Here is a 25297-nt window from a genome sequence, read left to right on the forward strand (position 1 = left end):
GCGGGGGGTCATGGCCCAGGCGAGAGTCTCGCGCGCGCTCGAGCACCCTCGCAGGCTCCTGCACGTGGCGAAGTCGGCGGGCGGCCTCCTCGTCGTCAGCGAGGATGACGAGGGCCGGCGGTACCTGCAGTTCGGCTGGCTCGGCGCATCCCAGAGCGTGGTGTGGCCAGGCTTCCCCCTGCGGCTGGAGTCGGACTACACGCGCGCCATGGTGGCGGCGCTGGCCTTCGTGGCCGAGCCCCGGCGCATCCTGGTGGTGGGGGTGGGAGGTGGCGCCGTCCCGATGTTCCTCCGCGACGTGCTCCCCCAGGCCCACCTCGACGTGGTGGATCTCCACCCGGAGGTGTTGGACGTGGCCCGGCGCTACTTCGGCTTCCGTGAGGACGCGGCACTCCAGGCCCACGTGGCGGATGCGCGACGCTTCATCGAAACACCGGGCCCGTCCTACGACGCCATCCTCCTGGACGCCTTCGACCCCCGTGGCATCCCGCCACCGCTGGCCACCCGGGAGTTCCTCCTCGCGGCCCGCGCCCGCCTGTCACCGGGCGGTGTGGTGGTCGGCAACGTGTTGAGGTTGGAGGGCCGGGTGAACTCCTCCATGGCGCCCATCTGGAAGGAGAGCTTCGCCCAGCTCTACGCCTTCACCGTGGAGGAGTCCTCCAACCAGGTCCTGGTCGGACTCCCGGATGCGACGAAGCGCTCCCGAGCGGAGCTGAACGCGCGCGCCGACAGGCTCACCCGGGAGTGGGGCACACCCTTCAACCTGCGCACCCGGATGGCCCGCCGCTATCAGGGCCCCGCGGCTCAGGGGGACGCCGTCTGCACGGTGGAGCGCAGCAACTCTCCGTCGGGGCCGTACTCACGCAGGGTCCGGTAGTTGCCCTCGGTATAGGCAACCACCTTGACCACCGGGACGAGCCCCTTCTTCGTCGGGGCGTAGCGCAGGGGCTCGGGGACCTCGGAGATGTCCACCCGCTCGGTCTCCGTCTGCGTCGTCCCGTCGATGTAGACGATGGTGCCCGGGTGCTTCGGTGCCTGGCTCAAGGATGCCTCCGGCCGCGCGTCAGCGCCCCCCACCCACCATCTGGTCGAGGATGCGGAAGCGCTCCGGCATCATCGCACGGACCTCGGCTTCCTGGGGCGTGCCGCGGACGCGCTGGTAGAGCACCAGCGACTCGGAGAAGTCCTCCCCCGGAGCGTTGGCCGCGTAGTTCGAGGGCCGGATGCCATCGCGCTGGATGGCGTTGCGCCAGTCGCCCCAGCGCCGGCCGCTGTTGTCATCGCCCCAGCGCCGCATCGACAGCGTGTGCCCCGTCTCGTGGATGAGGCTGTCGTTGATGACCGCCTGCGGCTGCGGGTGCTGCGACGGATAGATGGTGATGTTCCCATCCGCGCCCGCCGTCATGTACGAGCGGAAGTTCTGGGCGTTGGGGTCGTTCGCGTAGCGGCTGCGCCAGTACGCGTCCTGCGGATTCTGTCCCGGCTCCACGTTCACCTGGTTGACGAGGGCGCGGCTGGCCGGCGGGAGCACCGCGAGGCCCTGAGCGACCTGTTCGATGGTGGGGCTGTGGCCGTTCGCCGGGTTGGGGTTGCGCGGCATGAACACGGGGATGCGCCGCCCGTCCAACTCCACCTCGTAGCGGTTGGCGGCGGCCGTGCCCGAGCTGAAGTTGTGGTTGGGCACCTGGGTGGGCCCGAAGATGGTGGTGGTCTGCAGGCGGGGCTGCGGCGTGGGGCCATGGAGGCCCGAGACGACGCGCGGCGCGGCCGGCTGCCGGGTGAGGAAGTCGTTCAGTTGGGCCTGCTGTCCCTGGGCATTCGCCCCCTGGAACGCGGCGCTGCCCATGACTCCGTCCAGCGCCTGCCGGGCCGGGTTGGACAGGACGTTGGTGCCACCGACGAGGTTCAGGAGCCGGTTCTGGTCCGCGCCGGGCATGCTCGCGAACCCCGGCGACGTCGCGAGCCGGGTGAGCGTCTGCCGCGCGGCCGGGTCATTGGGGTGACGGGAGAGCTGGCCCAGGGCGTTGTTCCGGGTCGCCTCATCCAGGCCGCGGAAGTTCGGATTGCTCGCCAGGCCGCCGAGCTGCTCGGTGAGCTGGCGGTCGACCGGCGCCTGGCCCTGGAGGTCCAGCATCGCCCGCTGGTTCGAGGGCGGGAGCTGGGCGAAGCCGTCATTCGTCGCCAGCTCACGCAGGTTCTGCTGGGCGATGGGAGAGTTGCCCGCCGCCCGCGCGCGCTCCAGGACGGCCGTCTGGGTGGCCTCGCCCAGCCGGGTGAACCCCGGGTCCCCGCGCAGCGCCTCCTCGGGAGGACGGGCCGGAGGGGGCGGCACCCGGGCGGGGTTCGCGCGCGCGGCCCGGGCCGGAGTGTAGGTGTCCCGCTCTCGCTCCCGTGCGGCGGAATTCGGGGCGGGCGCCAGCTGCGGTGGGGGAGGGGGCGCCTGGACTTCGACTTCGTTGGGCTGGACCTCTTCCACCTGTCCCGTGGAGGTCCGCGTGACGCGCTCGCCAATCCGCATGTTGCCCATGTCCCCTCGACTCCTGTCCTGGCACTCCCACTGGGGGTGGTGACTGATTATCGGGGGGGGCGCGCGGAAGTTGCGTCCGGGGGACGGTGGGTCTCTGGCCGTGGGAGGCGGGCCTCTGTCATCTTCCCGCGCACGCAATGAAAGCGCCCCTCCGCCTCCCGACTCCGCCCGTGAGCATGCGCTTCCAGGGGTTCGTCTTCCTGGGCTCGTTCCTGCTGTTCCAGGTGGAGCTCATCGTCGCGCGCCTGCTGCTGCCCGCGTATGGGAGCAGCGCGGCGGTGTGGACGACGTGCATGATGTTCTACCAGGGCGTCCTGTTACTCGGTTACCTGTACGCGGGCCGGCTGTCGTCCCACGTGCTGTCGGGGCGCTACCGCTGGGCGCACCTGGCCTTCGTGCTGTTCCCGGTGGTGACGTTCCCCTTCCACCTGACGAGCGTGGCGCTGCCTCCCATCGTGGCCATCCTCGTCACGCTGGTGCTGTCGCTCGGCTGGCCCTTCCTGGCGCTGTCCACCACGAGCATCGTGGCCCAGGGCTGGCTCACGCGCACCGGGCACCCGGCCCGCAACGACCCGACCTTCCTCTACGGTACGTCCAACGCGGGCGCGCTGCTGGCGCTCTTGACCTTCCCCTTCCTGGTGGAGCCGGCGCTCGACACGCGCGCGCAGCTCGGCGTCTGGTACGCCGCCTACGGCGCCTTCGTGCTGCTCACCGCGCTGTGCATCCGGACGGTGCGGCCCGCGGACGCGACTTCCGGAGGCGCTGCGGTCACTGTCTCCGGACCGGCGCCCCGGACGAGCCTCACCGCGAGGCTCGCGTGGCTGATGCTCGCGGCGAGCGCCAACGCGTTGTTGATGGCGGTGACGAACGTCCTCACGCTGGATGCGTCCATGCCGCTGCTGTGGATCGTCCCGCTCACGCTCTATCTGCTCACCCTCATCCTCAGCTTCGCGCGGAGCCCGCTGACGCCCGAGCGGCTCCACCGCCTGTGCATGGCGGGGCTGGTGGTGGCGGCGGGGGCGGCCGTGGCGGCACTGCTGCGAGTCCCCTCGGTGCTCCCGTCGCTCGCGCTCCACGGCGCGGTGCTCTGGGTGGCCTGCCTGCTGCTGCACGCGAGCCTGGCGCGGTGCCGGCCCGAGGAGCCGCGCCTGCTGGGCTCGTACTACCTGCACATCTCCGTGGGCGGCTGGCTGGGCACGGCGCTCATCGTGCTGGGCGTGCCGCTGCTGTTGGGCTCGCTGGCCATGGCCTACGTGGACTACGGCGTGGCGGGGCTGCTCGTGCTGGCGGCGCTCTTCGCGCGGGACGTCGCGCTGAAGGAGCGGGGCGAGGCCCGTCACCGGCGCGCGCCACTGCTGGCGGCGGGGGCGGCGGTGGCCATGGCGGGCATCCTGGCGCTCGCGGCGGTGAAGTTGCTGCACAGCCGCGTCGACGGTGCGCGGACGTTCTACGGCCTCTACACCGTGAAGGACGAGAACGGGCTGCGCATGTTCCAGCACGGCAGCACGGTGCACGGGGTGGAGCGAATCGCGGCGGAGGCCCGGGGCGAGCCCCTCCTGTATTACCACCGGGGCTCGCCCGTGGGCCGCGTGCTCACGGAGTCCTCGTCGCGAGCGCGCGTGGCGGTGGTGGGGCTCGGCATCGGGAGCCTCGCCGCCTATGGGCGCGGGGGCGAGCAGTGGGACTTCTACGAGCTGGACCCGGAGGTGGAGCGGCTCGCCCGCAGCCACTTCACGCTGCTCGGGAGGAGCGCCGCGGCGGTGCGGGTCGTCACCGGTGATGCGCGGCTGCGCCTCCAGGAAGCGGAGGAGCAGGCCTACGACGTCATCATCCTGGACGCCTTCTCCAGCGACTTCGTCCCCACGCACCTGCTCACGCGGGAGGCGCTCGGCCTGTACCTGCACAAGCTGAGGCCCGGAGGGCTCCTGCTGTTCCACATCTCCAGCCGGCTGTTCGACCTGGCGCCGGTGCTCACCCGCCTGGGCGCGTCGCTCGGGCTGCAGTGCGCGCTCAGCGGCGCCGAGTCACTGAGCGAAGCGGAGCTGGACCGGGGCCTGTCCCCGAGCCGCTGGTTCGCCCTCACCTCGAGCCCACTCCAGGCCCGGTGGCTGAACGAGCACCTGGGATGGAGCGAGGTGCGTGCGTCCGAGGACCTGCTGTCACGCCGGGTGTGGACGGACGACTACGTCAATCTGCTCCAGGCCCTGCGCTGGTAGCGGGCCCGCTCCGGAGCCGGAGGCCGCGGGATGCGCGGCGGCCCCCGGCCATGAGGCCTTCTCACTCGATGATGGGGCAGGGCGGGAAGTCGCACGACATGCCGCAGTCGCCGCCGCAGGAGTACTCCTCACCGGGGTCGCACAGGCCGTTGCCGCAGTAGCCGCAGTCCGCCTCGCACATGCCGTACTCCAGGTCCGAGCAGGTGCCGTCGCCGCAGACCGGGCAGTCGATGGTGCACGTGGAGGACTCGTTCGTCTCACAGAGCCAGTTGCCGCAGACCGGCTGGCAGTCGCTCGCGCAGTTCAGGTTGTTCTCACCGGGGTGGCACGTCCCGTCTCCGCAGACCGTCTGGCCGCAGTTCAGGATGGAGGTGTCCGCGGCGAGGCTGCGCACCCAACCCGCGGTGGCGTCCACGCGCGTGGCGACGTCGTCATGCCCACCCGTCCAGCCCTGGCGGTGGCTGTGCACGCCAATCTGGCAGTCACCCCCGCGGAACGCCGGCCCGCCGGAGTCACCCTGGCACAGCCGCGCGCTGCTGTTGTCCCACTGGATGGTGAGCGGGTCGACGTCGTGGATGACGTTCCAGCCCTGCCGCTTGATGCCGTACCCGGTGCTGGTGTCCCAGACGGTGCAGCCAAAGCCGACGATGTTGACCGTCGAGTTGTTGCTCGGGGTGGTGTTGGCGATGCGGGTGGGGACGATGCCACTCATCGCCTGGAAGTCCCCGCTCAGCTTCAGCACCGCGATGTCATTGTGGTAGTTGCCGCTGTCGTAGTTGGGATGCTTGGTATACGTGCCCGAGAGGCAATAACTGTTGCTACAGAAGCTGCCGTACTGGCCCTGGTAGTCCACGCAGTGCGCGGCGGTAATCACCGTGCGACGGCCGATGAGCGTGCCCGTACAGCCGGACGGGTAGACGAGACCCACCGAGGGGTGACCGTTGTCGACCGTTCCATTGATGATTTCCGACGAGCTGGACTCGAGCGCGACGTCCTCGCCGGGCACCTGCGGCGCCTGCTCCGCGGTGTCACATCCCGCGAGGGCGAACGCAAGCAACACTCCGAACCTAGACAGAGAGATTCCGACCTTCGACATGGGTGTGTTCCTCCAGGCATCGCCATGGGCGACGGGGCCACGCCAGGAGCAAGGTCTGGCGGGTGCCTCTAGTTCTGGAACGAAATGACCCGCCGGAAGTCGCGTACGTCTTTTTTGAGTGCGGCAATCGGCAGTCGAAGGCCGCTCTGCCTGGATGCCCACACGACGAGGCACGAGAGCGCCGCGATGCCCAGCACGTGACCGCTGCCGCTCACCGAGCTGGAGTGGCGCTACCTGTGGGAGGGCTTCCAGCGGCCGTCCGCGGAGGCCCGCCTCCACGCTGTTCGAGTGGTTCGCGGCCCACCCCGAGTCTCCCGCCCGCACCGCGCCGTCGACGTGAGGTAGACTCCCGGGCATCTTGCCCTCCATGGAGAACGCATCGCCCCGTGCGTGGCGACGGTGGGCGTGGCTGGCCTCGGTGTGGACCGTGCCGGCGACGCTCGCCGCCGTGGAGACGTACTTCTTCAGCCGCCTCGGGCCGCAGCCGCTGCCCCTGTGGCGGGCCTTCGCCTCGCAGCTCCCGGCCTGGTACGTGTGGCTGCCCGCCACGCCCGCGCTCGTCCACCTGTCGCGCCGTTTGCGCCTGGGGCTCCCGTTGAAGGCCCGCGCCGTCGGCGGGCACCTGGCCGCGTGCCTCGGCGTCGGCGGCCTCTTCGCGCTGGTGTACACGTTGTGCCACGTGGCGTTCATGCCCGCCATGGCCAACCTGCCGCCGCTGCCCCTGGTGGTGCTGCGCTACTGGCTGGGCTGGATGCCCATGATGGCCATGACGTACGCGGCGGTGGTGGGCGTGGCGTATGCGGTGGACTCGCAGCGGCGCGCCCGGGAGAACGAGCGGCAGGCCGCGGCGCTCTCGGTGCAGCTCGCCGAGGCCCGCCTGCAGGCGTTGCAGACGCAGCTTCACCCGCACTTCCTCTTCAACACCCTCAACGCCATCGTCGTGCTGGTGCGTGAGCAGGAGACGGACACGGCGGCCCGGATGCTGGTGCTGCTCAGCGACATCCTCCGCCGGTTGCTCCAGCAGGGGGCCACGCAGGAGGTGCCCCTGCGCGACGAGGTGGCCGTGCTGTCGCGCTACCTGGAGATTCAGCAGCTTCGCTTCCAGGACCGGTTGCGCGTGGACTGGGACGTGGACTCGGGTGTGCTGGATGCGCGCGTGCCGAACCTGGTGCTCCAGCCGTTGGTGGAGAACGCCATCCGTCACGGCGTGTCCATGCGCTCGGCGGCGGGCGTGCTGCGCATCCGTGCCCGACGCGAGGGCGACGTGCTGGAGCTGGCGGTGATGGATGACGGGCCGGGACTGCCGGCGGGCTTCGAGCTGGAGCGCAGCCCCGGCATCGGTCTGTCCAACACGCGCGCCCGGCTGGCCCAACTCTACGGAGACGCCGGGCGCGTCAGCGTGGCCAGTGTGGCAGGAGGCATTGGCACCGTGGCCACCGTCCTGCTGCCGCTGCGAGAGGACAGCACCGCCTCCGCGGAGAAGCATGCCCATGGCTGAGCTGCGCGTCCTGCTGGTGGATGACGAGCCGCTGGCCCGCAGGGGCCTGCGTCACGCGCTGTCTCGGCACCCCGAGGTGACGGTGTGCGGGGAGTGTCGCGACGGGCGCGAGGCGGTGACGGCCATCCGCGAGCTGCGGCCGCACCTGGTGTTGCTCGACGTGCAGATGCCGGAGCTGGACGGCTTCGGCGTCATCCGCGAGGTGGGCGTGGGGCAGATGCCCGCGGTCATCTTCATCACCGCGTACGACGCCTTCGCCGTGCGCGCCTTCGACGTGCACGCGGTGGACTACCTGGTGAAGCCCTTCGCGGACGAGCGCTTCGACGAGGCATTGCACCGAGCCCGGCAGCGGCTGCGCCAGGGCGAGGCGGTGGAACTGGGCCGCCGGCTCGCGGGCCTGCTCGCGGACACGCCCGCGCCTCCAGTCCCCGCACCCCCGTCGGAGCCCAGGTCCGAGCGTCCGGCCGAGTCCGCGGGCCGCCTCCTGGTGAAGGTGGGCACCCGCTCCGTGCTGGTCTCCGTCGCGGACCTCGACTGGATAGAGGCGGACGACTACTGCGTCACGCTGCACGTGGGCGCCCAGGAGCACGTCCTGCGCGAGAGCCTCGCGGCGCTGGAAGCGCGACTCGACGCGGAGCGCTTCGTGCGCATCCACCGCTCGGCCATCGTCAACGTGGAGCGCATCCGCGAGCTGCACCACGCCTCGCCCACGGAATTGCTGGTGGTGCTGCACACGGGGCAGCGGCTGCGGGTGAGCCGCAACCGCCGCGAGCACCTGGAGCGCCGGCTGGGCCGGGCCCGATAGTGCGCACGCTCAGGGCGTTGTCGAAGCCGTCGCCGGAGCGCGGGCCTTCTCCACCGCGTCGGTGAGGGCCTTCCACTCCGTCGCGCCCAGGTGCATGCCGAAGGCGCGCGCCACGTCGAGCTTCTCGCGAGCCGCCACGTCCACGGTCTCCGAGAGCTGCTGCGGGTTGAAGAAGCCGCCGCCCTGGCCCGGCTGCACGAGGTCGCTGGTGTAGAGGAGGTGGTGCTCCGGCAGCCAGACGAAGAGCATCCGCTCGCCCGTCTCGGTGCGCACCGGAATCAGCTCCAACCGGTTCGTCCCCGTGCCCAGCGTCGTGCGGCGGCCCACGCCCTGGAGCTTCGCCGCGCGGGGCGCCTTCGCCAGCGCATCCGGCACCCGCGTCCGGGGCGACTTCAGCAGCCGCTCCACCAGCGGACGGTTGAGGTCCAGCACGTGGGCGGGGATGCCGCGCGCGGCGTACTCGCGCAGGCCGCCCACGTGGGGCCACGCGTCGCTGGTGGACACCACCGCCTTCACCTTCACGCCGGGAAAGCGCTTCGCGGCCTCCTCCAGCACGCGCGCCGAGTAACCGGAAGCGATGGGTGCCTCAATCACTACCAGCCCGTCCTCCTGCTTCACCAGGGCCACGTCCCAGCGGCCGGGCAGGTGCACCACGCCCGGTGCCAGCTCGATGGCGGGGCGGCTCGGATGGCCCAGCGGGGTGTCGTTCACCGTCATGTCCCGGCGGGCCGCGAAGGCCTTGCGCACGTCGTCGGAGAGAGCGAAGTCCGCGTCGGACACCTTCGCGTCCACCTCCAGCGCCGTCAGGGTGAAGGCGTGGTAGCTGGTGTCATTGCGCTGCCACTCCCAGTTGCGCGGGTAGCGCAGCCCTCCGGCCTCCAGCGACCAGGACTGGAAGAACAGCCGGGTGCGCACGTCGCCCCAGACGCTCCAGAACATGTCAGCCGGGTGCGCGTCCTCGGTCTCCACCAGCGTGGGCAGACCCGTGTTGGCATTGAGGAAGAGGCGCACCGCCGCGCTCCCGTGGTGGAACGTCACCACGTGGTGCGGCACGTCCTGCAGTGCCGTGTCCGGCGCGGAGCGCAGGTCGGCGGCGTCCAGGGCGGTGAGCAGCACCCGCTCGGGAGCGAAGTCGAGTCGCTCGCGCATGTCCTGGAGCTGGGCGCCGCTGGTGGGGCGCACCTGCCCGTCGCGCTCCATGGCGACGACGTCGCCGTCCATCAGCACCGTCAATGACTGCCACGTACCGAGTCCCGCCGCGCCCCGGCTCTCTGTCTTCTGGCGCAGGCGGTGGCGGGAGGGGACGCGCAACTCGTCGACCTGCTCGTACATGACGAGCCAGGGCGCGGAGGGGCGCTCGGACTGCTCCAGCAGGTTCCAGTGGCCGATGCCCTGGATGCGCAGGCTGGACAAGGCCCGGAGCCGGGCCTCGCCGCCCATGGCCTCGGCGGCGGCCTGGACACGGGCCCGGGCGTCGTCAGCGGCGGAGGCGGGGAGGGTGAGCAGCAGCAGGGAGAGGAGGGGAAGCAGGACGGTTCTTCGCATGGCGCCAGGATGGCGCGGTGCGAAGGACCGCTTCCGCCCCATGCTGCCAACGGCCGGTGGGGCGCGGCGAACGGTAGGCCCGGCGCGGCGAATGGAGACACGCGAGGCGTGTCGGTCCAGTTCCCGAGGTGGCAGGTCAACGGGACGTCCGACAGGGGCGGCCAGGAAACGCTTCATGTTCCTCGTCATGGGCTTCTCCCAGGGAGGATGCGTATGGCTTTGACAGAGGCGGTCTTGCATCTCCGTCAAGCGACGCAGTGTGTGTCTTTGTTCAGGACGTGGGAAACCCGTAGTCTGACATTCAAGCGAATGGGCAATGCGCCTGAGCTCAGAATGTGGAAACCCCTTAGTCTGACATTCAAGAGAATGGGCAACGCGTCTGGGGCGAAATCGTTCATACGCATTGGAACTCCATGAATTGCTCGTTTGAGTTTGCAATTGAATTAATGGCGATGTTAGTAAGGCATTGGCTCCGGCCAACCCCGCACAATCAACTCAGGAGAAGTCCATGACGAGGAACGTAAAGCGTTTCCTGGCTGTCTCGCTGCTGGCCCTCACTCCGTCCATCGCGCTCGCCGGACAGGTCGAGTACGGGTTCCCCGACCTCCTCTCCGAGCGTGGCGAGTACGTCAGCCTCCGTGAGGAGGGGGTCCAGCTTCCCGTGCTGCGCGGAGCTCCCGGGCAGTCCATTGGCCCCGCCCTGGAGAACCTCTTCGTGCAGAACCAGACCCTCTCCACCCTCTACCTGGGCCTCCAGACCGTGACGGGTACGTTCAACGGCGTGTTCACTCCCTACCCGTGCCCGCCGGGGTCGCTCTGCGGGTTCCAGGTCAGCGCCCCCGCCCCCGCCCCGCTGATCGCCCAGCAGTACTACTGGACGGCCAACCCGGCGAATCCGGCCGTCGGCCCGACGTGCGTCTGGCGGGTGGAGGTCAGCGACGTCGGCGGTAGCTGCGCGGCGACGGTCTTCTTCGGCACCTACGGCGGCGCCGTCTGCACCGTCGACGCGGCCCGGTCCTTCATCGACCCGGTCACGTGCCAGACGCAGATCGTCACCAACTTTCAGTGAGCTGAGCCACGCACCGCCAGCGGCCTTTCGCGAGGCCGCTGGCGGTGGGTGAAGTGGACTGAAGCCGGGCCAGGCGTGAAGGCAGACGCGGCCTCGGGCTACGGATCCGGCCTGGCAGGAGTCTCCTTGGCTCGTGGCGGGTGTCTCTTGCCGCACCCGTGAAACCACGGCTTACTCACCGCCTCTTGTTCTCGGAGGTGGTATTGGGACGGATGTCGTGGCTCTTCCTCGCGGTGCTGCTCGCCGCGGGTTGCAAGACGTCGGGTGGTGGCAGTGGGTTCGGGCAGGGCGGCGGTGCCGTACCCAAGGGGTTTCAATCGCTGACCGTTCCCCGCGCGGAAATCCCCATCGGGGCCCTCTGGATGGAGGGCGTCGGTCCTGACGGCGCGGGACAACCCGAGGAGAACCGCGTCCGCACCCAGAGTGTGGCGTCGCTCGAGTCCGACCAATCGCTCTCCGCCGGAGTCGAGGGAGCCATCGCGCGCTACCTCAAGCTGACGGGCTCGGGCTCCGAGCGGGTGAAGATCAGCCTCACCTCGCTGACCATCGAGCGGGTCAAGTCGCTCGCCAATGTCGAGCTCGGCTCGGGCCAGGGGCTCTTGTACGAAGGGCTCCGTGCGGGGCGAATCACCCTCACCTACAAGTCGACGATGGAGGCCAGCATCCGGGCCGCGGCCTCGGAGCAGAACCTCCCAATCACGGCCTCCGTCGGAGGCAACGCCGAGAACACGCTGGTGCTGGATGGCAGCGGGCTCTTCATCGGCTACCGGGTCGTCCGGTTGGTGCCAGACGGGGTCGACCGCGAGAAGGAGCAGCTGGAGGACCGGGTGGTCCGCCTCGAGCCCTACGAAATCGAGCTCAACACGGGCCCGATGAACAAGTGCTACTGCAATACCGGCAGGGACGGGGCGGCCTACGACAGGTGCAGTCGGGAAGCGCCCTCGGTGGCCAACGTCGTGAACTACGGCCGATTCACCGGCACGGGCGGCCAGTCCTACTCCGAGAAGTTCCAGGTGCCGGGTGCGCTGGCCGGCGTGACGCGGGTCAGCCTGGGCACGACGATGTCGGACTCCTCCATCTCCTCCGACACGCTCAACTTCTGGCTCGTCTACGCGCCCATGGTCCAGGACGGTGCCGAACATGGGCTGGGGCAGATCTGCTCCATCTTCATCGAAGACAAGAGCTACGTGGAGCTGGTGCGCAGCCGCTTCCGCGTCCAGGCCGTGCCGAACCCCGTGGCGCCGGGCTGGTGACGCGCGAAACCTTTCCGCCGGGCCCGTGTTGTAGAGCCCCATGACTCATTCATGGTGGATTCTGGCTGGAGTGCTTGCTGTCACGGGCTGTGGGACGGCGTCTGAAGGCACCGGCGACGAGGCGCTCGTCGCTGTCGCCGAGCAGGAGGTGGGCACCGCGGCGGCGGTCTGCGCGCCGCGGCCGTATGGCCCCGAGGTGGCGACGACGGGCGCGACGACGGAGCCGACGCTGTACGGCACCCAGGGGCCGCTCGCCGTGCGCGTGCAGTCCGACGTGCCCAACGCGCTCTGGCCGGAGATGCCCATCACCGTCTACCGGCCCGACGACCGGAACACATACCCGGTGCTGTTCTACTCCCACGCGTATGGCGGCTCGGACCACACCCACGTGGGGCCGCTGCTCCGGCGCCTGGCGAGCAACGGGTACAACGTGGTGTTCGTGCCGTACATGAACACGGGCCCGCGCCGCACGCAGTACGACACCCTGTGGGAGGGCTTCGTGGCGGCCGCGAGGCAGTACGGCACGCGGTTCGATGTCACCCGGGTCGGCTTCATCGGCCACTCCTTCGGCGGTGGCGCCACGCCGGAGCTGGCTCGCCGCGCCTTCGTGGACCCGACGCACAACGGGCTGACCGCCGCGTGGGGCACTGCGGGGCGCTTCATGTTCATCATGGCGCCCTGGTTCTCGTACCCCAACCTCGAGAACCCGACGGCGACCAATGACCACTACCGGGATCTACCCGTCGACGTGAAGACGGTGCTCCAGGTGTACGCGGACGACGACACCAACGACCCCCTCATCGCGGTGAACGACATCTGGAACAAGCTGCCGGCGAACCTGCAGGAGAAGAGCTGGCAGCTCGTGAAGAGCGACGGCTGCGACGGGCAGTGGCTCAACGCGGGCCACTCCCTGCCCGCGGGGTACAGCGGTGCGCCCCCGGGCTCGTGGGACAACGGGCACGACCTCTGGGCGGTGGCCCGGCGCATCCAGGCGCTGGCGGGCTACTCGCTCAAGAGCGGCGGGGCCGTGGCGCGGGCCCTCGCGTTCCCCACGACGCAGGACGCGCTCGGCCTGGGCAACTGGAAGGGCTGCGGCGGGCGCGCGGTGGTCCCCCTGGAGGCCAGCGCGACGACGCCGCTCCTCTCCGCGTGTGGAGGTGGCGGGGACGCACCCGCGCAGGACTACGTCTTCACGTACTCCGCGCAGGAGCACTGCAACTGGTCCGACACCGGCGCTCCCGCCTGCCGCTGAGCGGACCGCTCCTCCGGTAGCGCTGCTTCGTGCCGTGCTGTCGAAGGTGAAGGCTACGGCTCTCCCACGGCCGCCGGAGCCGCTGCCCGCCCGGCCGTGCGCCGACGCCAGTACAGGAACACGGGCACGCCCGCGCCGAGCAGGAGCGTGCCCTTGAGGGCGTTGAGCGGGTTGGAGGCCGTCGAGCCCAGCACGACGTACAGCGCGGCCGCGATGAAGAGGAGCGGGGTGACGGGGTAGCCGGGCACGCGGTACGCGACGCGGGGGATGCGTCCCTGGCGCTCACGGGCGCGGTAGACGAAGAGCGTGGCGGCCGTGGCGCCGAAGACGAGCCAGTCGGCGAAGACGACGTAGTCGAGCAGCTCGCCGTACGTCCCCGTGCCCGTGAGGAGGATGGCCCAGATTGCCTGGAAGAGGATGGCCGTGGAGGGCGTGCGGTAGCGCGGGTGCAGGCGGGCCAGCTGGGGGAAGAACAGTCCATCCGCGGCCATGGCCTGGTAGACGCGGGGCGACACGAGGATGACGAGGTTGAGGAACCCGAAGGTGGAGAGGGCCACGCCCGCGGTGATGAAGGTGCGGCCCGCGGGGCCGAGCAACTGGCCGAGGGCGTCCGCCGCCGGGGCGCTGCTCGCCGCGAGCCCGCCCGCGCCGAGCGTGCGCAGGTAGGTGAGGTTCGCGAGCAGGTACACCGTCACCACGCCGATGACGCCGAGCAGGAGGGCGCGCGGCAGGTTGCGCTCGGGGTCCACCATCTCCTCGGCCACGAAGTTCGTCTGCTGCCACCCGCCGTAGCTGAAGAGCACCGGGACGAGCGCCGCGCCCAGGGCGAGCACGATGGAGTCGGGCGCCCGCGGCGTGGCGGCGGCCTCCACCGCGGGAGAGGGGCCCGCGAGGAGCAGGCCGGCGCCGATGAGCACGGCGAGCGCCACCAGCTTGAGCACGGTGAAGACGTTCTGCGTGAGCGCGCCGGGGCGCACGCCGAAGTAGTTCACCCCGGAGAGCAGGACGATGGCACCGACGGCGAGCGGGAAGCGGAAGTCGGGCCCGAGGCCGGTCAGCGCGAGGGTGTAGTTGGCGAAGGTCACCGCCACCGCGGCAATGGCCCCGGTGGCAATCATCAGCATCATTCCCCAGGCGTTGAGGAACGCCGGCAGCGGGCCGAAGGCGTCGCGCAGGTAGACGTAGCTGCCGCCCGCCTTCGGAATGCGCTGCCCCAATTCCCCGTAGACGAACGCCCCGATGAGCGCCACCCCGCCGCCGAGCAGCCACACCCCCAGGGTGAGCCCCGGCGTGTGCACGCGCTGCGCGACGATGGCGGGGTTGAGGAAGATGCCCGAGCCGATGATGCCCCCGATGACGAGCATCACACCCGAGAAGAGGCCGACGCGACGCGCATACCCGTCACGCGGCTCGCCGGAGCGGGCTCCGGCTTCATCTGGAGGAGGGGAGGGGCTCATGGCCGGCGAGCATAGTCCGGCGGTGGGATTCGAATGCCCTGGGGCGCGCTAGAAGCGCTCCGTCTCGCTCATGCTGAGGTCACCCCGGAGCTTCGTCAGGTTCCGCTCCAGCTCGGCGACGTGTTCCTCCCGGAACTGGGGCCGCGTCCCCGAGCCGCCCTGGCGGATGAAGTGGCCCGGGGACTCCTCGTGCATCGACAGGCGGAAGTCGAACTTCGGGTCATGCTGCCGCATGTACGCGAAGCTGCACTTCTCCAGGATGTCCGCCAGGCGCTCCTCCGGCACGGGAATGCCGAGGAACGCGGCGACGCGCCTCGCCTGGCCTTCCAGGTCCTGCTTCATGTCCTCGTAGCGCACCCACAGGACGTTGGCGTCATTCCGGTGGGGCATCCACGAGCGCATGTAGCCGTACCAGCTGCCGAAGACGCCTCTCCCACGCACCATGCCGTCGATGAACCGGTCGAACGGCGAGCGGAACTTCAGCGCCAGCTCCGCGTGGTGGTAGCAGGAGACGAAGGTGTCCTGGGCATCGCGGGTGATGAAGATGATGCGCGACTCCTTCGACGGCCGCAGCATCTCGTAGTACATGTGCGTCTTGAACACCCGGGGTGACGGCAGCTTCTCCAGGAAGTCGAAGCGACCCGAGCGGATGACAGCCTCGAAGTAGGGCGACTTCTGGCAGATGTGGTCGAACTCCGCGAGCCCCCCGCTGAGCAACTGCACCAACAACATCTGCATCCACGTGGTCCCGGACTTCGGGTAGGTCGCGATGAAGATGTCCGCGGGCTGGGGCCGGAACTCCAGCCGGTAGCGGAGCATCTCCCGGTACCGCTGTCCCAGGTTGTAGATCAGGCCGGCGAGCGCGACCGGCGGGGTGAGCAAAGTCAAAAGGAGTTTCGTCGGCCACCGCATGGGCAGGACCTCAGGCGAGTCATCTCGGAAGCGTGGGGCCCGCGAGAATATACCCACTGCTTCCGAGGGGGCGAGGACTCCTGCCTCCACGCTCAGGGTATGGGGGCGAACTTCACAATGCGTTCGTGTCCGGACTCCTCCGCACCCCGGTCGGCCACGTAGATGAACCCTCGCATGTATCGCTCCTTCGGGCTTGGGGCCTCGAAAGGCAAACATGACTGGCCTGAAAGCGATTCCCCCCGAGGCGGGGCAACCCGGGCACTCAGTCTCCAGACACCGCGAGCTGCCAGTCTCCCTTCGCGCTGATGCCCACGCGCAGGCCGAGGTAGCCCGTTCCGCCCTCCTTCATGGCCTGGAGCTGCTTCTCCGGGTAGACGCCCACCACGGCCTTCCAGTCCCTCTCCGCGCCGGTGACGTGCACGGCGGGCCAGAAGTAGAGCTCGCCCTGCTTCGCGGGGGAGAGGTTGAGGACCTGGACCATCCTCGCCAGCACGGGCTCTCCCTCCTGCTCCGCCTTGCGCCAGGCCGCCGCCGGGTCCTTGCCGTCACCGAAGCTGAAGCGCAGCCCCTTGCCATTCTCGTCGGCCAGCTTCGCGAGCGCCGCGTAGTCGCACGCCACGGCGGCGGCGATGATGCGGCGGCGCATGCCCTCCACGAGGGGCGGCGGGGGCGGAATCGGAATCAGCGTCTTCGCGCTCAGCGTGCCCGCCGAACATGCCGCGCTCCCCGCGTCCGGCGTGGCGGGGGCTCCGGCCAGCGGGCCCGCATCCTGCAACCCCGCATCGACGGCTTCGGTGGGCTCCGGGGCCCCGGCCCCGGGCTCCTTGGGAGCGGCCTGCACGGGGGGCGCCCCGGCATCGACGGTGGCGCCCGACGGGCGCTCGGAGCAGGCGAGGACGGAGACGGCGAGACAGGCGGACACCAGCGCGGACCGGTTCATGGCGCGCCGTTGTAGACCAGGGCGCGCGCGCAAGGCACCGGCTTCGGGGCTCAGCCTCCGCTCTTCGGTGACTCGATGACGACGGCGAACGGGTCGAACGGCGCGTCGTCCCGCTTCTTCTTCTTGTCGGGCATGCCGTACTCCCCGGTGGGGTGGTCCGGCCGCACGGACGCGTACGGGTCTATCTTTACCGGCACGCCGAACACCTTCGGGTTCTTCTTCGGCTCCGACGGCTTCCCAAAGTTCGAACCGCTGTCGTTGCTCATGCCCGCCAGTCTACCGCGACGGCCGTCCGCCTGCTTCCTGGCACTCCGGCCGCGACTTCCTTTTGGGCACGGCGCCAGACGGGGCGATAATCCCCGGCCATGTGTGGACGTGTCACCGTCAGGACCTCTCCCGACCAGCTCGTGGCCGAGCTGGGACTCGCCGGCATCCGCGCCTCGGTGGACCGGCCGCGCTACAACCTGTGCCCCACCCAGCTGATGCCGGTGGTGCCCAATGATGGCGCGCGCATGCTGGACACCTTCCGCTGGGGCCTCATCCCCTCGTGGGCGAAAGACGCCAGCATCGGCAGCAAGCTCATCAACGCCCGCGGCGAGACGGTGGCGGAGAAGCCCAGCTTCCGCTCCGCCCTCAAGAAGCGCCGCTGCCTGGTGCTGGTGGACGGCTGGTTCGAGTGGAAGCAATCCACCAAACCGAAGACGCCGTTCCACTTCCACCGCAAGGACGGCAGGGCCCTGGCCCTGGCCGGCCTGTGGGAGGAGTGGACGGCGCCCGACACCGGCGAGGTGCTCAACACCTGCACCATCATCACCACCGGCCCCAATGCGCTGATGGCGCCCATCCATGACCGGATGCCTGTCATCCTCTCGCCCCAATCGCAGGAGGTGTGGCTGCGCCCGGAGCCGCAGGACGCCGCCGTGCTGCTGCCCCTGCTGGTGCCCTTCTCCGAGGACACCCTGGACGTGTACGAGGTGGACCGCGTGGTCAACTCGCCCGCCAACGACACGCCCGCATGTGTGGAGCGCGTCGCCGCCTGAGTCGCACCTCAGGCGCTGTCGCCTCCTGAACGCTCTCGGAAGTCTTTGTCAGACCTTCAGGCTAAGTCGGCTTTGGCGCGATATTCAGACATCGCGTCGATGGCAGATTCAACCCGTTGTCTGTCGAGAGGCATTCCATGAAGAAGGCGAAGCAGACCCGTCGTCCCGAGCAGCGCTGGCTGGTGCGGCTCGGAATCGTCTCGGTGGTGGGGCTGGGCCTCGTGGGCTGCGCCGGGGAAGAGGCGGAGGCCGCGGCTGCTCCGGAGTCCTCGTCCGCGAGCTTCGGGCTGGTGGAGCGCGTGCGCGACGGCAAGGAGCTGGCGCGGATGGAGAAGTACCTCGAGTCGCTCTACGACGCGAAGGACGTGGTGCACCACTTCCGGAGCCGGGGGGGCGACGACATCGACTGCGTCCCGTTGCACCTGCAGCCCGCGCTGCGGCAGCCCGGCATGGAGAACCACCGCATCCAGCTGGCGCCGAGCACCCTGCCGTCGCCGGACCCGACGGCCATCGCCGCGGACCCGGCGTCGCCCGGGCGCGACACGCGGCCCACGACGCTCGAGGCGGGCCTCTCCGGCCCCGGTGACGTGGACGCGGCGGGCAACATGCGCCGCTGCCCCGAGGGCACCGTGCCCATCGTCAAGCTCAAGCTGGAGACGCTGAAGCGCTTCGAGACACTGGACGAGTTCCGCCGCAAGGTGCCCAACCACCTCGCTGGCCGGCTCCCCGAGGACACCGGCAAGCCCCGCGGCTTCGAGGGCATCGAGCCGCCGCGCAACGGCCCCACCGCGCAGCACCAGTACGCCCACGCGCACCAGTGGGTGGACAACATGGGCGCCGAGAGCATCTTCAACGTCTGGAACCCGTACACCGAGCTGACCAGCGAGTTCAGCCTGTCTCAGATGTGGGTCGTCCGCGGCTCGGGCGCCTCGCTGGAGACGGTGGAGGCCGGCTGGCAGAAGTACCGGGACTTGTACGGCGACGACAACTCGCGCCTGTTCATCTACTTCACGCCGGACAACTACGGCAGCGGCGGTTGCTACAACCTGAGCTGCGGCGCGTTCGTCCAGGTCAACAACACCGTCCCCATCGGCGGGGCCTTCAGCAACTACAGCACCTCCGGCGGCACGCAGTACGAGTTCAAGCTGCTCTGGTACAAGGACGGCACCGCGGGCGCATGGTGGCTGAAGTACGGCGACATCTGGGTGGGCTACTACCCGCGCACCCGCTTCGACACCAACGGCCTGGCGAACAACGCCTGGTCCATCGACTTCGGTGGCGAAATCATCGACAACCGGAACCTCAACCTGCACACGTCCACGGACATGGGCAGCGGCGCGTATCCCGCCTCGTGGTTCCAGTACGCGGCCTACCAGAAGAACCTGCTCTACGTGAACACGAGCAACGTCTACTCGGACCCGTCCGGGCTCACCGCGTACCGCGACGACGCGTACTGCTACGACATCTCGCTGGGCAATGACCCGGGCAACTGGGGCCGCTACTTCTTCTTCGGCGGCACTGGCTACAACGCCAACTGCATGTAGCCACCCCTCGCGGTGGGAAGCGGGTGGGCGCTGCGAGCCCACCCGCTTCACCCGCACGGCCGGGACTCGCGGTGCGGCAGCCCCGGAATCTCGGAAAGATGTTCAGTGGGTTGGGAAAAAAGACGTGCGGGTGGAAACCTCGGAGCCCCAATAACCGATAATCTCCTCCAGCGGTGGGCCGCGGTCGGCGCTCCGTCTTTTCCGCCTTGGAGGCGTATCAATGAAGGGTCTCTCCCGATTCGGTGTGCTGAGTGCATGTTTCCTCGCGACGGCTTGTGTTTCCAAGGAGGAGCCGACGCCGGCACCCGAGAGCGCGGAGTCCACCGAGCAGCAGGGCCTGTCGCACCGCGCCAGTGCCGACGGCTCCCGCTGCGGCACGCGCCCGCTGACGGACGCGGAGGCGCAGCAGGTCAAGCAGCACCTGGCGAAGTTCTCCGGGAGCGCGGAGAAGAAGCCGGGTGGCGGCGGCGGCGCCTCGGTGACGGGTGGCACCATCAACGTCTACTGGCACGTCATCAACCAGGGTACCGGCGTCAACAACGGTGACCTGACGGCGCAGATGATCAACGACCAGATCACGGTGCTCAACAACGCGTACAGCGCCTGGGGCTGGCAGTTCAACCTGGTCGCGACGACGCGCACGACCAACAGCAGCTGGTTCAACACCTGCGACGTCGTCTCGGTGGAGACGGCGATGAAGACGGCGCTCCGCCAGGGCACCGCGGACGACCTGAACCTCTACACCTGCAACCCGGGCGGCGGCCTGCTGGGCTGGGCGACCTTCCCCAACTGGTACGCCGGCGCGCCGAAGGATGACGGCGTGGTGATGCTGCACTCGTCGGTGCCGGGCGGCTCGGCGGCGCCCTACAACCTGGGCGACACGGCGACGCACGAGATTGGCCACTGGATGGGCCTGTGGCACACGTTCCAGGGTGGCTGCGCCAAGACGGGCGACGAGGTCTCCGACACGCCGGCCGAGCGCAGCGCCGCGTACGGCTGCCCCGCCGGCCGCGACACGTGCAACGGCACGGGCGTGGACCCCATCAACAACTTCATGGACTACACGGACGACTCCTGCATGGACCGCTTCACGACGGGCCAGGACACGCGCATGGACCAGATGTTCAGCGCGTACCGCTACAACAAGTAGTCGCGGGCTGAGCCGAGCCACACCTGACGCCACCGGGGCCCTCGAGTCCCGGTGGCGTCTGTCTTTACGCGGGGCGGGCACGGGCGGCAGGCCCGGTCCCGTCAGGAGGAGGGGGCCCGCGCGTCTGGGACGCTCGAACGCCCTGGCGAGACTCTCGGGGAGGCGCCACGCTGGTGCCCTCGCGAGGGACTCCGCGCCCCGGGCCCTGCCTGGTGACGGAATCAAGATGCTGGACCTTCTCTTCGACATGGAGACGAGCGACCCGGACGACGCGCTCACGCTCTGCCTGCTGGCCACGCATCCGGACGTGGCGCTGCGCGCGGTGACGGTGACGCCCGGCTCGCGGGCCCAGGTGGGGCTGGTGCGCCACCTGCTCTCCCGCGCGGGCCGGGGCGACGTGCCGGTGGGCGCGCGCAACCCGGGCGCGGAGCGCGACAGCGTCTCCGGCTTCCACGGGGCGTGGCTCGGGCAGGTGGCCTCCGCGGAGCCGGATGCGCTGGCGCACGAGGTGCTGGCCCTCACGTTGGCGAAGCATCCGGACGCGGCGCTGCTCACGGGGGCGCCGCTGCAGAACCTGCGGCTGCTGCTCAACGAGCATCCCGAAGCGCGGCTGGTGCGCTGGGTGGCCCAGGGCGGCTTCGCGGGGGACAATGTGGTGCCGCCGGAGCACCGGCTCCCGAAGTTCGCCGGCCTGCGCACCTGCCCCACCTTCAACTTCAACGGAGACCCGAAGGGGGCGCTGCTCGCGCTGTCCTCGGAGCGCATCGGCTCGAGGGACCTCGTGTCGAAGAACGTCACCCACGGCGTGGCGTACGACGTCGCCTTCCACGAACGGATGCGCCCCCACCGGGACGCGACGGCGGGCCTGGCGCTCGTGTTCGAGGCGATGGAGCACTACCTGCGCGAGCGGCCGGCGGGGAAGCTGCTGCATGACCCCATCGCGGCGTGCGCGGCCATCGACCGGGACATCGTCACCTGGGCCCCGGTGGAGGTGGTGCGCGAGCGCGGCGAGTGGGGCTCGGAGCCCGCGCCTGGCTCGAAGACGTCCATCTCGGTGGCCGTGGACCGGGAGCGCTTCTTCCAGACCTTCGTGCGCGCCTGAGGCCGGGCTTTCAGGACACCGGCCGGGCCACATGGGCCTTCTGCCAGGCCAGCGGCGTCTCACCGCTCCAGCGCCGGAACGCGCGGGTGAAGGCGCTGGCGTCACTGAAGCCGAGCAGGAAGGCAATCTCGAACTGGGCCAGTTGTCCGTCGCGCAGGAGCTGGAAGGCGCGCTCCCTACGCACGGCGTCCTCGAGGCTGGCGAAGGAGGCGCCCTCTTCCCGCAGGCGGCGCTGGAGGGTGCGCTCGCTCACCGCGAGGCGGGTGGCCACCTCCGCCGGGCCCTGCTCTCCCGTGCGGGGCTGGGCGGCGAGCACCTCGCTGACGCGCTCCGTCCACGTGCGGCGCTCGGCGGCGTGGGCGTCGGCCAGCGCGGCCTCGGCGCGAGCATGGAGGAGGTTGCCCAGGTCGATGTCGGCGTGCCGGATGGGCAGCGAGGGGATGGGCTCATCCGCCTCCATGACGTAGGCGCTCGCGTCGTACTCGACGGGGACACCGAGGAAGTCCTCCACCGCCGGAGAGGCGCCATGGCGCGGGTGCGCGAAGCGGACCCGGCGGGGACTCCAGTGCGTTCCCGTGAGGGCGCGGCCGGTGGCCACCAGGCTCAGCAGCAGCCCTTCGGGCGGGTGCCGCAGCTTCACCGCCCAGGCGTCTTCGGGGTGCAGCCGCAGCTCCGCGCGCATTCCCGAGGGCGTGGCCGTGGTGGACCACCCGGTGCGCGGGTCCAGCAGGGTGTTGACGCGGCAGTAGCGCACCATGGCCGTGCGCAGGTCCGGGCTGTTGACGAGCACGTAGCCCACGAGGCCGAAGTGGGTGGGCTCCAGGGACTCCGCCAGCCGCACGCCGAGCGGCCAGGCACCTCCCACGGAGACGAGCAACTCCCAGACGCGGCGCAGGGCCTCGTAGGAGACGCGGGTGTCCGGGGCAGCCAGCCGCTCCTCCGTCTCGCCGGTGGCCTCGAGCAGGCGCGCGCGCGGAATGTCGAGCGACTCCCCGACGCGAAACAGGGTGCGGAAGATGGAGGACTGGAGCGTCTGCGGACGCATCGGGTGGGGGAGCATGGCCCAGCGGGGGAGGGGCCGCAATGTGCCCTGGCGGTGGGAGACAACGGGTTGGCGGCGGCGGACAATGCACCGGTCGCCCGTTCGCGCCATGTCTTGGAGCGCAAGGAGAGACCCGACATGACGACCACCGCCGTGCGCTCACCGGACACCACCGTTCCCCGTATCGCCCCGGGCCCCCGGGGACACCTGCTGCTGGGCGTGCTGCCCGAGGCGCGCCGTGACGTGCTCGGCCTGTTGCTGGGCACGGCGCGCCAGTACGGGGACGTGGCCCGCTACCGGGTGGGCCCCATGACGTCGCACCTCATCAGTCACCCGGACGGGGTGCGCCGCGTGCTGCAGGACCACGTGGAGAACTACACGAAGGACCACCTTTCGTACCGGCTGGTGAGCCGCGTCGCGGGCAACGGGCTGTTGACGAGTCAGGGCTCCTTCTGGCTGCGGCAGCGGCGGCTGGCCCAGCCCGCCTTCCACCGGCAGCGCATCTCCGCCATGGCCGAGGGAATGACGCGGGCGACGGCCGCCATGCTGGAGCGCTGGGCCGCGCCCGCCGCGCGCGGTGAGCCGGTGACGATGGTGGAAGAGATGATGCGGCTGACGCTGACCATCGTCGGCGAGGCGCTCTTCGGGGCCTCGGTGGGGGACAAGGTGGCGGTGGTGGGGGGCGCGTTCAACGTGCTGAGCGAGCAGACGACGACGCGCTTCCGCACGATGCGCCTGCTGCCGCCGGTGCTGCCCACCCGGTATGACCGCGAGTTCCGCGCCGCGAGCCGGGCGCTACGGGGCACGGTGATGGAGCTCATCACCGAGCGGCGCCAGCGCGACGAGGACCGGGGCGACCTGCTCTCCATGCTCATGCTGGCGCGGGACGAGGAGACCGGGGAGGCGATGACCGACGAGCAGCTCCGCGACGAGGTGCTCACGATGCTGGTGGCCGGCCACGAGACGACGGCCACGACGATGAGCTGGATATGGGCGCTGCTCGAGCAGCACCCGCACGTGGAGGCGAAGCTGCACGCCGAGCTGGACGCGGTGCTGGGCGGGCGCCTGCCCACGGCCGGGGACGTGCCCCGGCTGGGCTACACGCGCATGGTGGTGGAGGAGGCGATGCGGCTCTACCCACCCGCGTACGTCTACAGCCGGGCCGTGAAGGAGGACGACGTCATCGGCGGCTTCCGGATTCCGGGCGGCACCCTGGTGGATGTCAGTCCCTACGTCACGCATCGCCACCCGGACTTCTGGGAGCGCCCCGACGAGTTCCTCCCGGAGCGCTTCTCGCCGGAGGCCTCCGCGCAGCGGCCGCGCTACGCGTACTTCCCCTTCAGCGGCGGGCCGCGCCAGTGCATCGGCAACGGCTTCGCGATGATGGAGGCCCAGCTCATCCTCGCCACCGTGGCCCAGCGCTACCGGCCGAGGTGCGTCCCCGGCCACGTGCTGACGCCCGAGCCGCTCATCACCCTGCGACCCAAGGGCGGCCTGCCCATGAGTCTGGAGTTGCGCACGGCCTGAGCCCGGGCGCCATCGGCTCACTGTGCGCTGGGAGGTGGCGTGGGCCCCGGCTGCAATTCCTTGATGAGGGCCTGCTGAAGCGCCTTCCGCACCGCCGGGAAGCCCTGGTTGGGATAGGGCCTGGCGGTGTCCAGGAACAGGATGAATTGCTGATACATCGGGTCGGAGGCGGCGGCTGTCTTCTTGTAGAAGGGCTGACTGGCCTGGAGCAGGTAGCGCGGCGATGCACCCGGCGGGGCATCCTGACTGAAGGCGATGAGCGCGCGCACTTCTGGAGTGCTCATGTAGGTCGCGAAGGCTTGAGCCGCCTGGAGACATTCCCCGGAGCACTTCGCGTTGAAGACCAGCCCATCCACGAACAGGGTCGGATGGGTTCCACCGCCGAGTGGCCCTGAGATGGCTCGGGGCAGGGGCATCGCGGGGTTGCTCTTCCGGATGAAGAACAGACGCTCGGTGAAGCCCATGAAGCCGTTGGCCTTCCCCTGGGCAAAGGCTTCTTCGGCCCGGGTATTTTCGTCGTAGCTGCCATCGAGACAGGGGTTCGTGGCCCCGTCCGGAGCGCAGGTGCCCACGACCTCATCGAGCACGCTCATCGTCTTGGCGTCGAGCGGAAGCGCGAGGGCCTGCTCGAGGCCATCCGCCGAGTGGGTGTCCGCCCAGGCATCCAGGTAGATGGACGGGAGGTTCCAGCTCCCCTTGTAGTTGCTCACCAGGGGCGTCCGGCCGGGCTGCATGCTGGAGAGGATTCGGGTGAGGGATTGGCCATCCGTGGCCGACGCGATGTCTGGATTGCCGGTGTAGACGACATGCGAGCAGAGATACGTGGGCACGGCATAGCTGGTGCCCTGGATGGCCGTTGCCTGTCGTGCGCTCGGAAGGACATCCGCGCTGGCGAGCCGCACGGGTTGAATCCATCCCCTGGAGACCAGGTCACCGAGCAGCAGCATGTCGACCTCGACGACCTGGGCGGCCTCGGTGCCTTCTCCGAGGAGGCGATTCAGGGCGCCGCCGTCGTCCAGGTCATACAGGTCGACGTCTTTGTCGATGACGACGGTCAGGTCGATGTCCGGATGCTTCTGCTCGAAGCCCTTCTCGAGGGCCTGCTTGAGAGAGGAGAACCCGTCCCCCGCAGAGTCCGGGATGTAGGGGAAGAGAACGGCCTTGAGTGGCCGCGGTTGCGCTGGCGGAGGTTTCTGCTGGCCCGCACACGCGCATACGGTGAGCAGGACGATGCAGCCCAGGGCTCTGTGCCTCATCATGATGCAGCCTCTTTGGAGGGAGTGGGAGGCAGGTAGACTGGCAAGGCCCCGTGCGAGGCATTC

22 protein-coding genes are annotated in these 25297 nt (G+C 69.9%); 12 read left to right on the plus strand and 10 right to left on the minus strand.

Translation table 11 applies throughout. From position 1 onward, the window contains the following. Positions 1–10: 10 nt before the first annotated feature. A complete protein-coding gene (locus OV427_RS36410; RefSeq protein ID WP_267860827.1) occupies positions 11–877 on the plus strand; it encodes a spermidine synthase in 867 nt (288 codons plus the stop codon). Here OV427_RS36410 and OV427_RS36415 read toward each other — a convergent pair. Together OV427_RS36415 and OV427_RS36420 are read right to left on the minus strand one after the other, a co-directional pair. Further along, the gene (locus OV427_RS36415) at positions 805–1044 is read right to left on the minus strand and encodes a hypothetical protein (RefSeq protein WP_267860828.1); all 240 of its coding nucleotides are present in this window, start codon (positions 1042–1044) and stop codon (positions 805–807) included. The genes OV427_RS36410 and OV427_RS36415 overlap by 73 nt on opposite strands. A gap of 19 nt (positions 1045–1063) precedes the next feature. Further along, positions 1064–2527 (minus strand): hypothetical protein, encoded by a 1464-nt coding sequence (locus OV427_RS36420; protein WP_267860829.1) that lies wholly within the window; start codon positions 2525–2527, stop codon positions 1064–1066. Positions 2528–2703: 176 nt separating this feature from the next. Between OV427_RS36420 and OV427_RS36425 the strand changes: the two genes are divergently transcribed. After that, the gene (locus tag OV427_RS36425; protein ID WP_267863526.1) at positions 2704–4743 is read left to right on the plus strand and encodes a fused MFS/spermidine synthase; all 2040 of its coding nucleotides are present in this window, start codon (positions 2704–2706) and stop codon (positions 4741–4743) included. Between the two features lie 61 nt (positions 4744–4804). Here the strand turns inward: OV427_RS36425 and OV427_RS36430 are convergent, their stop codons facing one another. Then, positions 4805–5800, minus strand: coding sequence for a S1 family peptidase (locus OV427_RS36430; protein WP_267860830.1), 996 nt, complete (start codon positions 5798–5800; stop codon positions 4805–4807). A gap of 406 nt (positions 5801–6206) precedes the next feature. On the opposite strand from OV427_RS36430, the gene OV427_RS36435 reads away from it, so the two are divergent. Further along, the gene (locus OV427_RS36435; RefSeq protein WP_267860831.1) at positions 6207–7337 is read left to right on the plus strand and encodes a sensor histidine kinase; all 1131 of its coding nucleotides are present in this window, start codon (positions 6207–6209) and stop codon (positions 7335–7337) included. Next, a complete protein-coding gene (locus tag OV427_RS36440; protein WP_267860832.1) occupies positions 7330–8142 on the plus strand; it encodes a LytR/AlgR family response regulator transcription factor in 813 nt (270 codons plus the stop codon). Before OV427_RS36435 ends, OV427_RS36440 begins: the two co-directional genes overlap by 8 nt. Before the next feature lie 9 nt (positions 8143–8151). Here the strand turns inward: OV427_RS36440 and OV427_RS36445 are convergent, their stop codons facing one another. Next, complete coding sequence (locus OV427_RS36445) at positions 8152–9687, minus strand: hypothetical protein (RefSeq protein WP_267860833.1); 1536 nt, start codon at positions 9685–9687, stop codon at positions 8152–8154. 508 nt (positions 9688–10195) lie between these two features. On the opposite strand from OV427_RS36445, the gene OV427_RS36450 reads away from it, so the two are divergent. The 3 genes from OV427_RS36450 to OV427_RS36460 all read left to right on the plus strand — a co-directional run bounded on the left by OV427_RS36450 (position 10196) and on the right by OV427_RS36460 (position 13261). Further along, positions 10196–10756 (plus strand): hypothetical protein, encoded by a 561-nt coding sequence (locus OV427_RS36450; protein WP_267860834.1) that lies wholly within the window; start codon positions 10196–10198, stop codon positions 10754–10756. A 212-nt stretch (positions 10757–10968) separates the two neighbouring features. Beyond that, a complete protein-coding gene (locus tag OV427_RS36455; RefSeq protein WP_267860835.1) occupies positions 10969–12009 on the plus strand; it encodes a hypothetical protein in 1041 nt (346 codons plus the stop codon). Between the two features lie 40 nt (positions 12010–12049). Next, positions 12050–13261 carry an alpha/beta hydrolase family protein gene (locus OV427_RS36460; protein WP_267860836.1) on the plus strand — a complete coding sequence of 404 codons (1212 nt, stop codon included), beginning with the start codon at positions 12050–12052 and terminating at the stop codon, positions 13259–13261. Positions 13262–13314: 53 nt separating this feature from the next. Here OV427_RS36460 and OV427_RS36465 read toward each other — a convergent pair whose 3' ends face one another. From OV427_RS36465 to OV427_RS36480, 4 genes are all read right to left on the minus strand, one after another. Beyond that, a complete protein-coding gene (locus tag OV427_RS36465) occupies positions 13315–14718 on the minus strand; it encodes an APC family permease (protein WP_267860837.1) in 1404 nt (467 codons plus the stop codon). A gap of 48 nt (positions 14719–14766) precedes the next feature. After that, on the minus strand, positions 14767–15606 hold the full coding sequence (locus OV427_RS36470; RefSeq protein WP_267860838.1) for a sulfotransferase domain-containing protein: 840 nt from the start codon (positions 15604–15606) through the stop codon (positions 14767–14769). A 286-nt stretch (positions 15607–15892) separates the two neighbouring features. Then, entirely contained in the window at positions 15893–16570 is a 678-nt protein-coding gene (locus OV427_RS36475; protein WP_267860839.1) for a hypothetical protein, read from the minus strand. 50 nt (positions 16571–16620) lie between these two features. Beyond that, positions 16621–16836: a hypothetical protein gene (locus OV427_RS36480; RefSeq protein ID WP_267860840.1), complete on the minus strand. Its 216-nt coding sequence runs from the start codon at positions 16834–16836 to the stop codon at positions 16621–16623. Between the two features lie 99 nt (positions 16837–16935). On the opposite strand from OV427_RS36480, the gene OV427_RS36485 reads away from it, so the two are divergent. The 4 genes from OV427_RS36485 to OV427_RS36500 all read left to right on the plus strand — a co-directional run bounded on the left by OV427_RS36485 (position 16936) and on the right by OV427_RS36500 (position 21406). Next, positions 16936–17610 carry an SOS response-associated peptidase gene (locus tag OV427_RS36485; protein WP_267860841.1) on the plus strand — a complete coding sequence of 225 codons (675 nt, stop codon included), beginning with the start codon at positions 16936–16938 and terminating at the stop codon, positions 17608–17610. Positions 17611–17747: 137 nt separating this feature from the next. Beyond that, positions 17748–19154: a neprosin family prolyl endopeptidase gene (locus OV427_RS36490; RefSeq protein ID WP_267860842.1), complete on the plus strand. Its 1407-nt coding sequence runs from the start codon at positions 17748–17750 to the stop codon at positions 19152–19154. A gap of 220 nt (positions 19155–19374) precedes the next feature. Next, on the plus strand, positions 19375–20304 hold the full coding sequence (locus OV427_RS36495) for a zinc metalloprotease (protein ID WP_267860843.1): 930 nt from the start codon (positions 19375–19377) through the stop codon (positions 20302–20304). A 226-nt stretch (positions 20305–20530) separates the two neighbouring features. Next, a complete protein-coding gene (locus OV427_RS36500) occupies positions 20531–21406 on the plus strand; it encodes a nucleoside hydrolase (RefSeq protein WP_267860844.1) in 876 nt (291 codons plus the stop codon). A gap of 10 nt (positions 21407–21416) precedes the next feature. On the opposite strand, the gene OV427_RS36505 is transcribed toward OV427_RS36500, so the two are convergent. Then, positions 21417–22451 (minus strand): AraC family transcriptional regulator, encoded by a 1035-nt coding sequence (locus tag OV427_RS36505; protein WP_267860845.1) that lies wholly within the window; start codon positions 22449–22451, stop codon positions 21417–21419. Between the two features lie 135 nt (positions 22452–22586). Here OV427_RS36505 and OV427_RS36510 point away from each other — a divergent pair, with 135 nt between their 5' ends. Continuing rightward, positions 22587–23975, plus strand: a complete 1389-nt coding sequence (locus tag OV427_RS36510) for a cytochrome P450 (protein ID WP_267860846.1) — start codon at positions 22587–22589, stop codon at positions 23973–23975. A 17-nt stretch (positions 23976–23992) separates the two neighbouring features. On the opposite strand, the gene OV427_RS36515 is transcribed toward OV427_RS36510, so the two are convergent. Beyond that, a complete protein-coding gene (locus OV427_RS36515; RefSeq protein ID WP_267860847.1) occupies positions 23993–25234 on the minus strand; it encodes an extracellular solute-binding protein in 1242 nt (413 codons plus the stop codon). Between the last annotated feature and the right edge of the window lie 63 nt (positions 25235–25297).

It is taken from the genome of Pyxidicoccus sp. MSG2 (assembly GCF_026626705.1).
Taxonomy (GTDB): Bacteria; Myxococcota; Myxococcia; order Myxococcales; family Myxococcaceae; genus Myxococcus.

Bases quoted from the DNA above. Each gene is read 5' to 3' on its own strand.
- OV427_RS36410 (WP_267860827.1), top strand. From the start codon at position 11: ATGGCCCAGGCGAGAGTCTCGCGCGCGCTCGAGCACCCTCGCAGGCTC.
- OV427_RS36420 (WP_267860829.1), bottom strand. From the start codon at position 2,527: ATGGGCAACATGCGGATTGGCGAGCGCGTCACGCGGACCTCCACGGGA.
- OV427_RS36425 (WP_267863526.1), top strand. From the start codon at position 2,704: ATGCGCTTCCAGGGGTTCGTCTTCCTGGGCTCGTTCCTGCTGTTCCAG.
- OV427_RS36435 (WP_267860831.1), top strand. From the start codon at position 6,207: ATGGAGAACGCATCGCCCCGTGCGTGGCGACGGTGGGCGTGGCTGGCC.
- OV427_RS36440 (WP_267860832.1), top strand. From the start codon at position 7,330: ATGGCTGAGCTGCGCGTCCTGCTGGTGGATGACGAGCCGCTGGCCCGC.
- OV427_RS36445 (WP_267860833.1), bottom strand. From the start codon at position 9,687: ATGCGAAGAACCGTCCTGCTTCCCCTCCTCTCCCTGCTGCTGCTCACC.
- OV427_RS36450 (WP_267860834.1), top strand. From the start codon at position 10,196: ATGACGAGGAACGTAAAGCGTTTCCTGGCTGTCTCGCTGCTGGCCCTC.
- OV427_RS36455 (WP_267860835.1), top strand. From the start codon at position 10,969: ATGTCGTGGCTCTTCCTCGCGGTGCTGCTCGCCGCGGGTTGCAAGACG.
- OV427_RS36460 (WP_267860836.1), top strand. From the start codon at position 12,050: ATGACTCATTCATGGTGGATTCTGGCTGGAGTGCTTGCTGTCACGGGC.
- OV427_RS36465 (WP_267860837.1), bottom strand. From the start codon at position 14,718: ATGAGCCCCTCCCCTCCTCCAGATGAAGCCGGAGCCCGCTCCGGCGAG.
- OV427_RS36475 (WP_267860839.1), bottom strand. From the start codon at position 16,570: ATGAACCGGTCCGCGCTGGTGTCCGCCTGTCTCGCCGTCTCCGTCCTC.
- OV427_RS36480 (WP_267860840.1), bottom strand. From the start codon at position 16,836: ATGAGCAACGACAGCGGTTCGAACTTTGGGAAGCCGTCGGAGCCGAAG.
- OV427_RS36485 (WP_267860841.1), top strand. From the start codon at position 16,936: ATGTGTGGACGTGTCACCGTCAGGACCTCTCCCGACCAGCTCGTGGCC.
- OV427_RS36490 (WP_267860842.1), top strand. From the start codon at position 17,748: ATGAAGAAGGCGAAGCAGACCCGTCGTCCCGAGCAGCGCTGGCTGGTG.
- OV427_RS36495 (WP_267860843.1), top strand. From the start codon at position 19,375: ATGAAGGGTCTCTCCCGATTCGGTGTGCTGAGTGCATGTTTCCTCGCG.
- OV427_RS36500 (WP_267860844.1), top strand. From the start codon at position 20,531: ATGCTGGACCTTCTCTTCGACATGGAGACGAGCGACCCGGACGACGCG.
- OV427_RS36505 (WP_267860845.1), bottom strand. From the start codon at position 22,451: ATGCGTCCGCAGACGCTCCAGTCCTCCATCTTCCGCACCCTGTTTCGC.
- OV427_RS36510 (WP_267860846.1), top strand. From the start codon at position 22,587: ATGACGACCACCGCCGTGCGCTCACCGGACACCACCGTTCCCCGTATC.
- OV427_RS36515 (WP_267860847.1), bottom strand. From the start codon at position 25,234: ATGATGAGGCACAGAGCCCTGGGCTGCATCGTCCTGCTCACCGTATGC.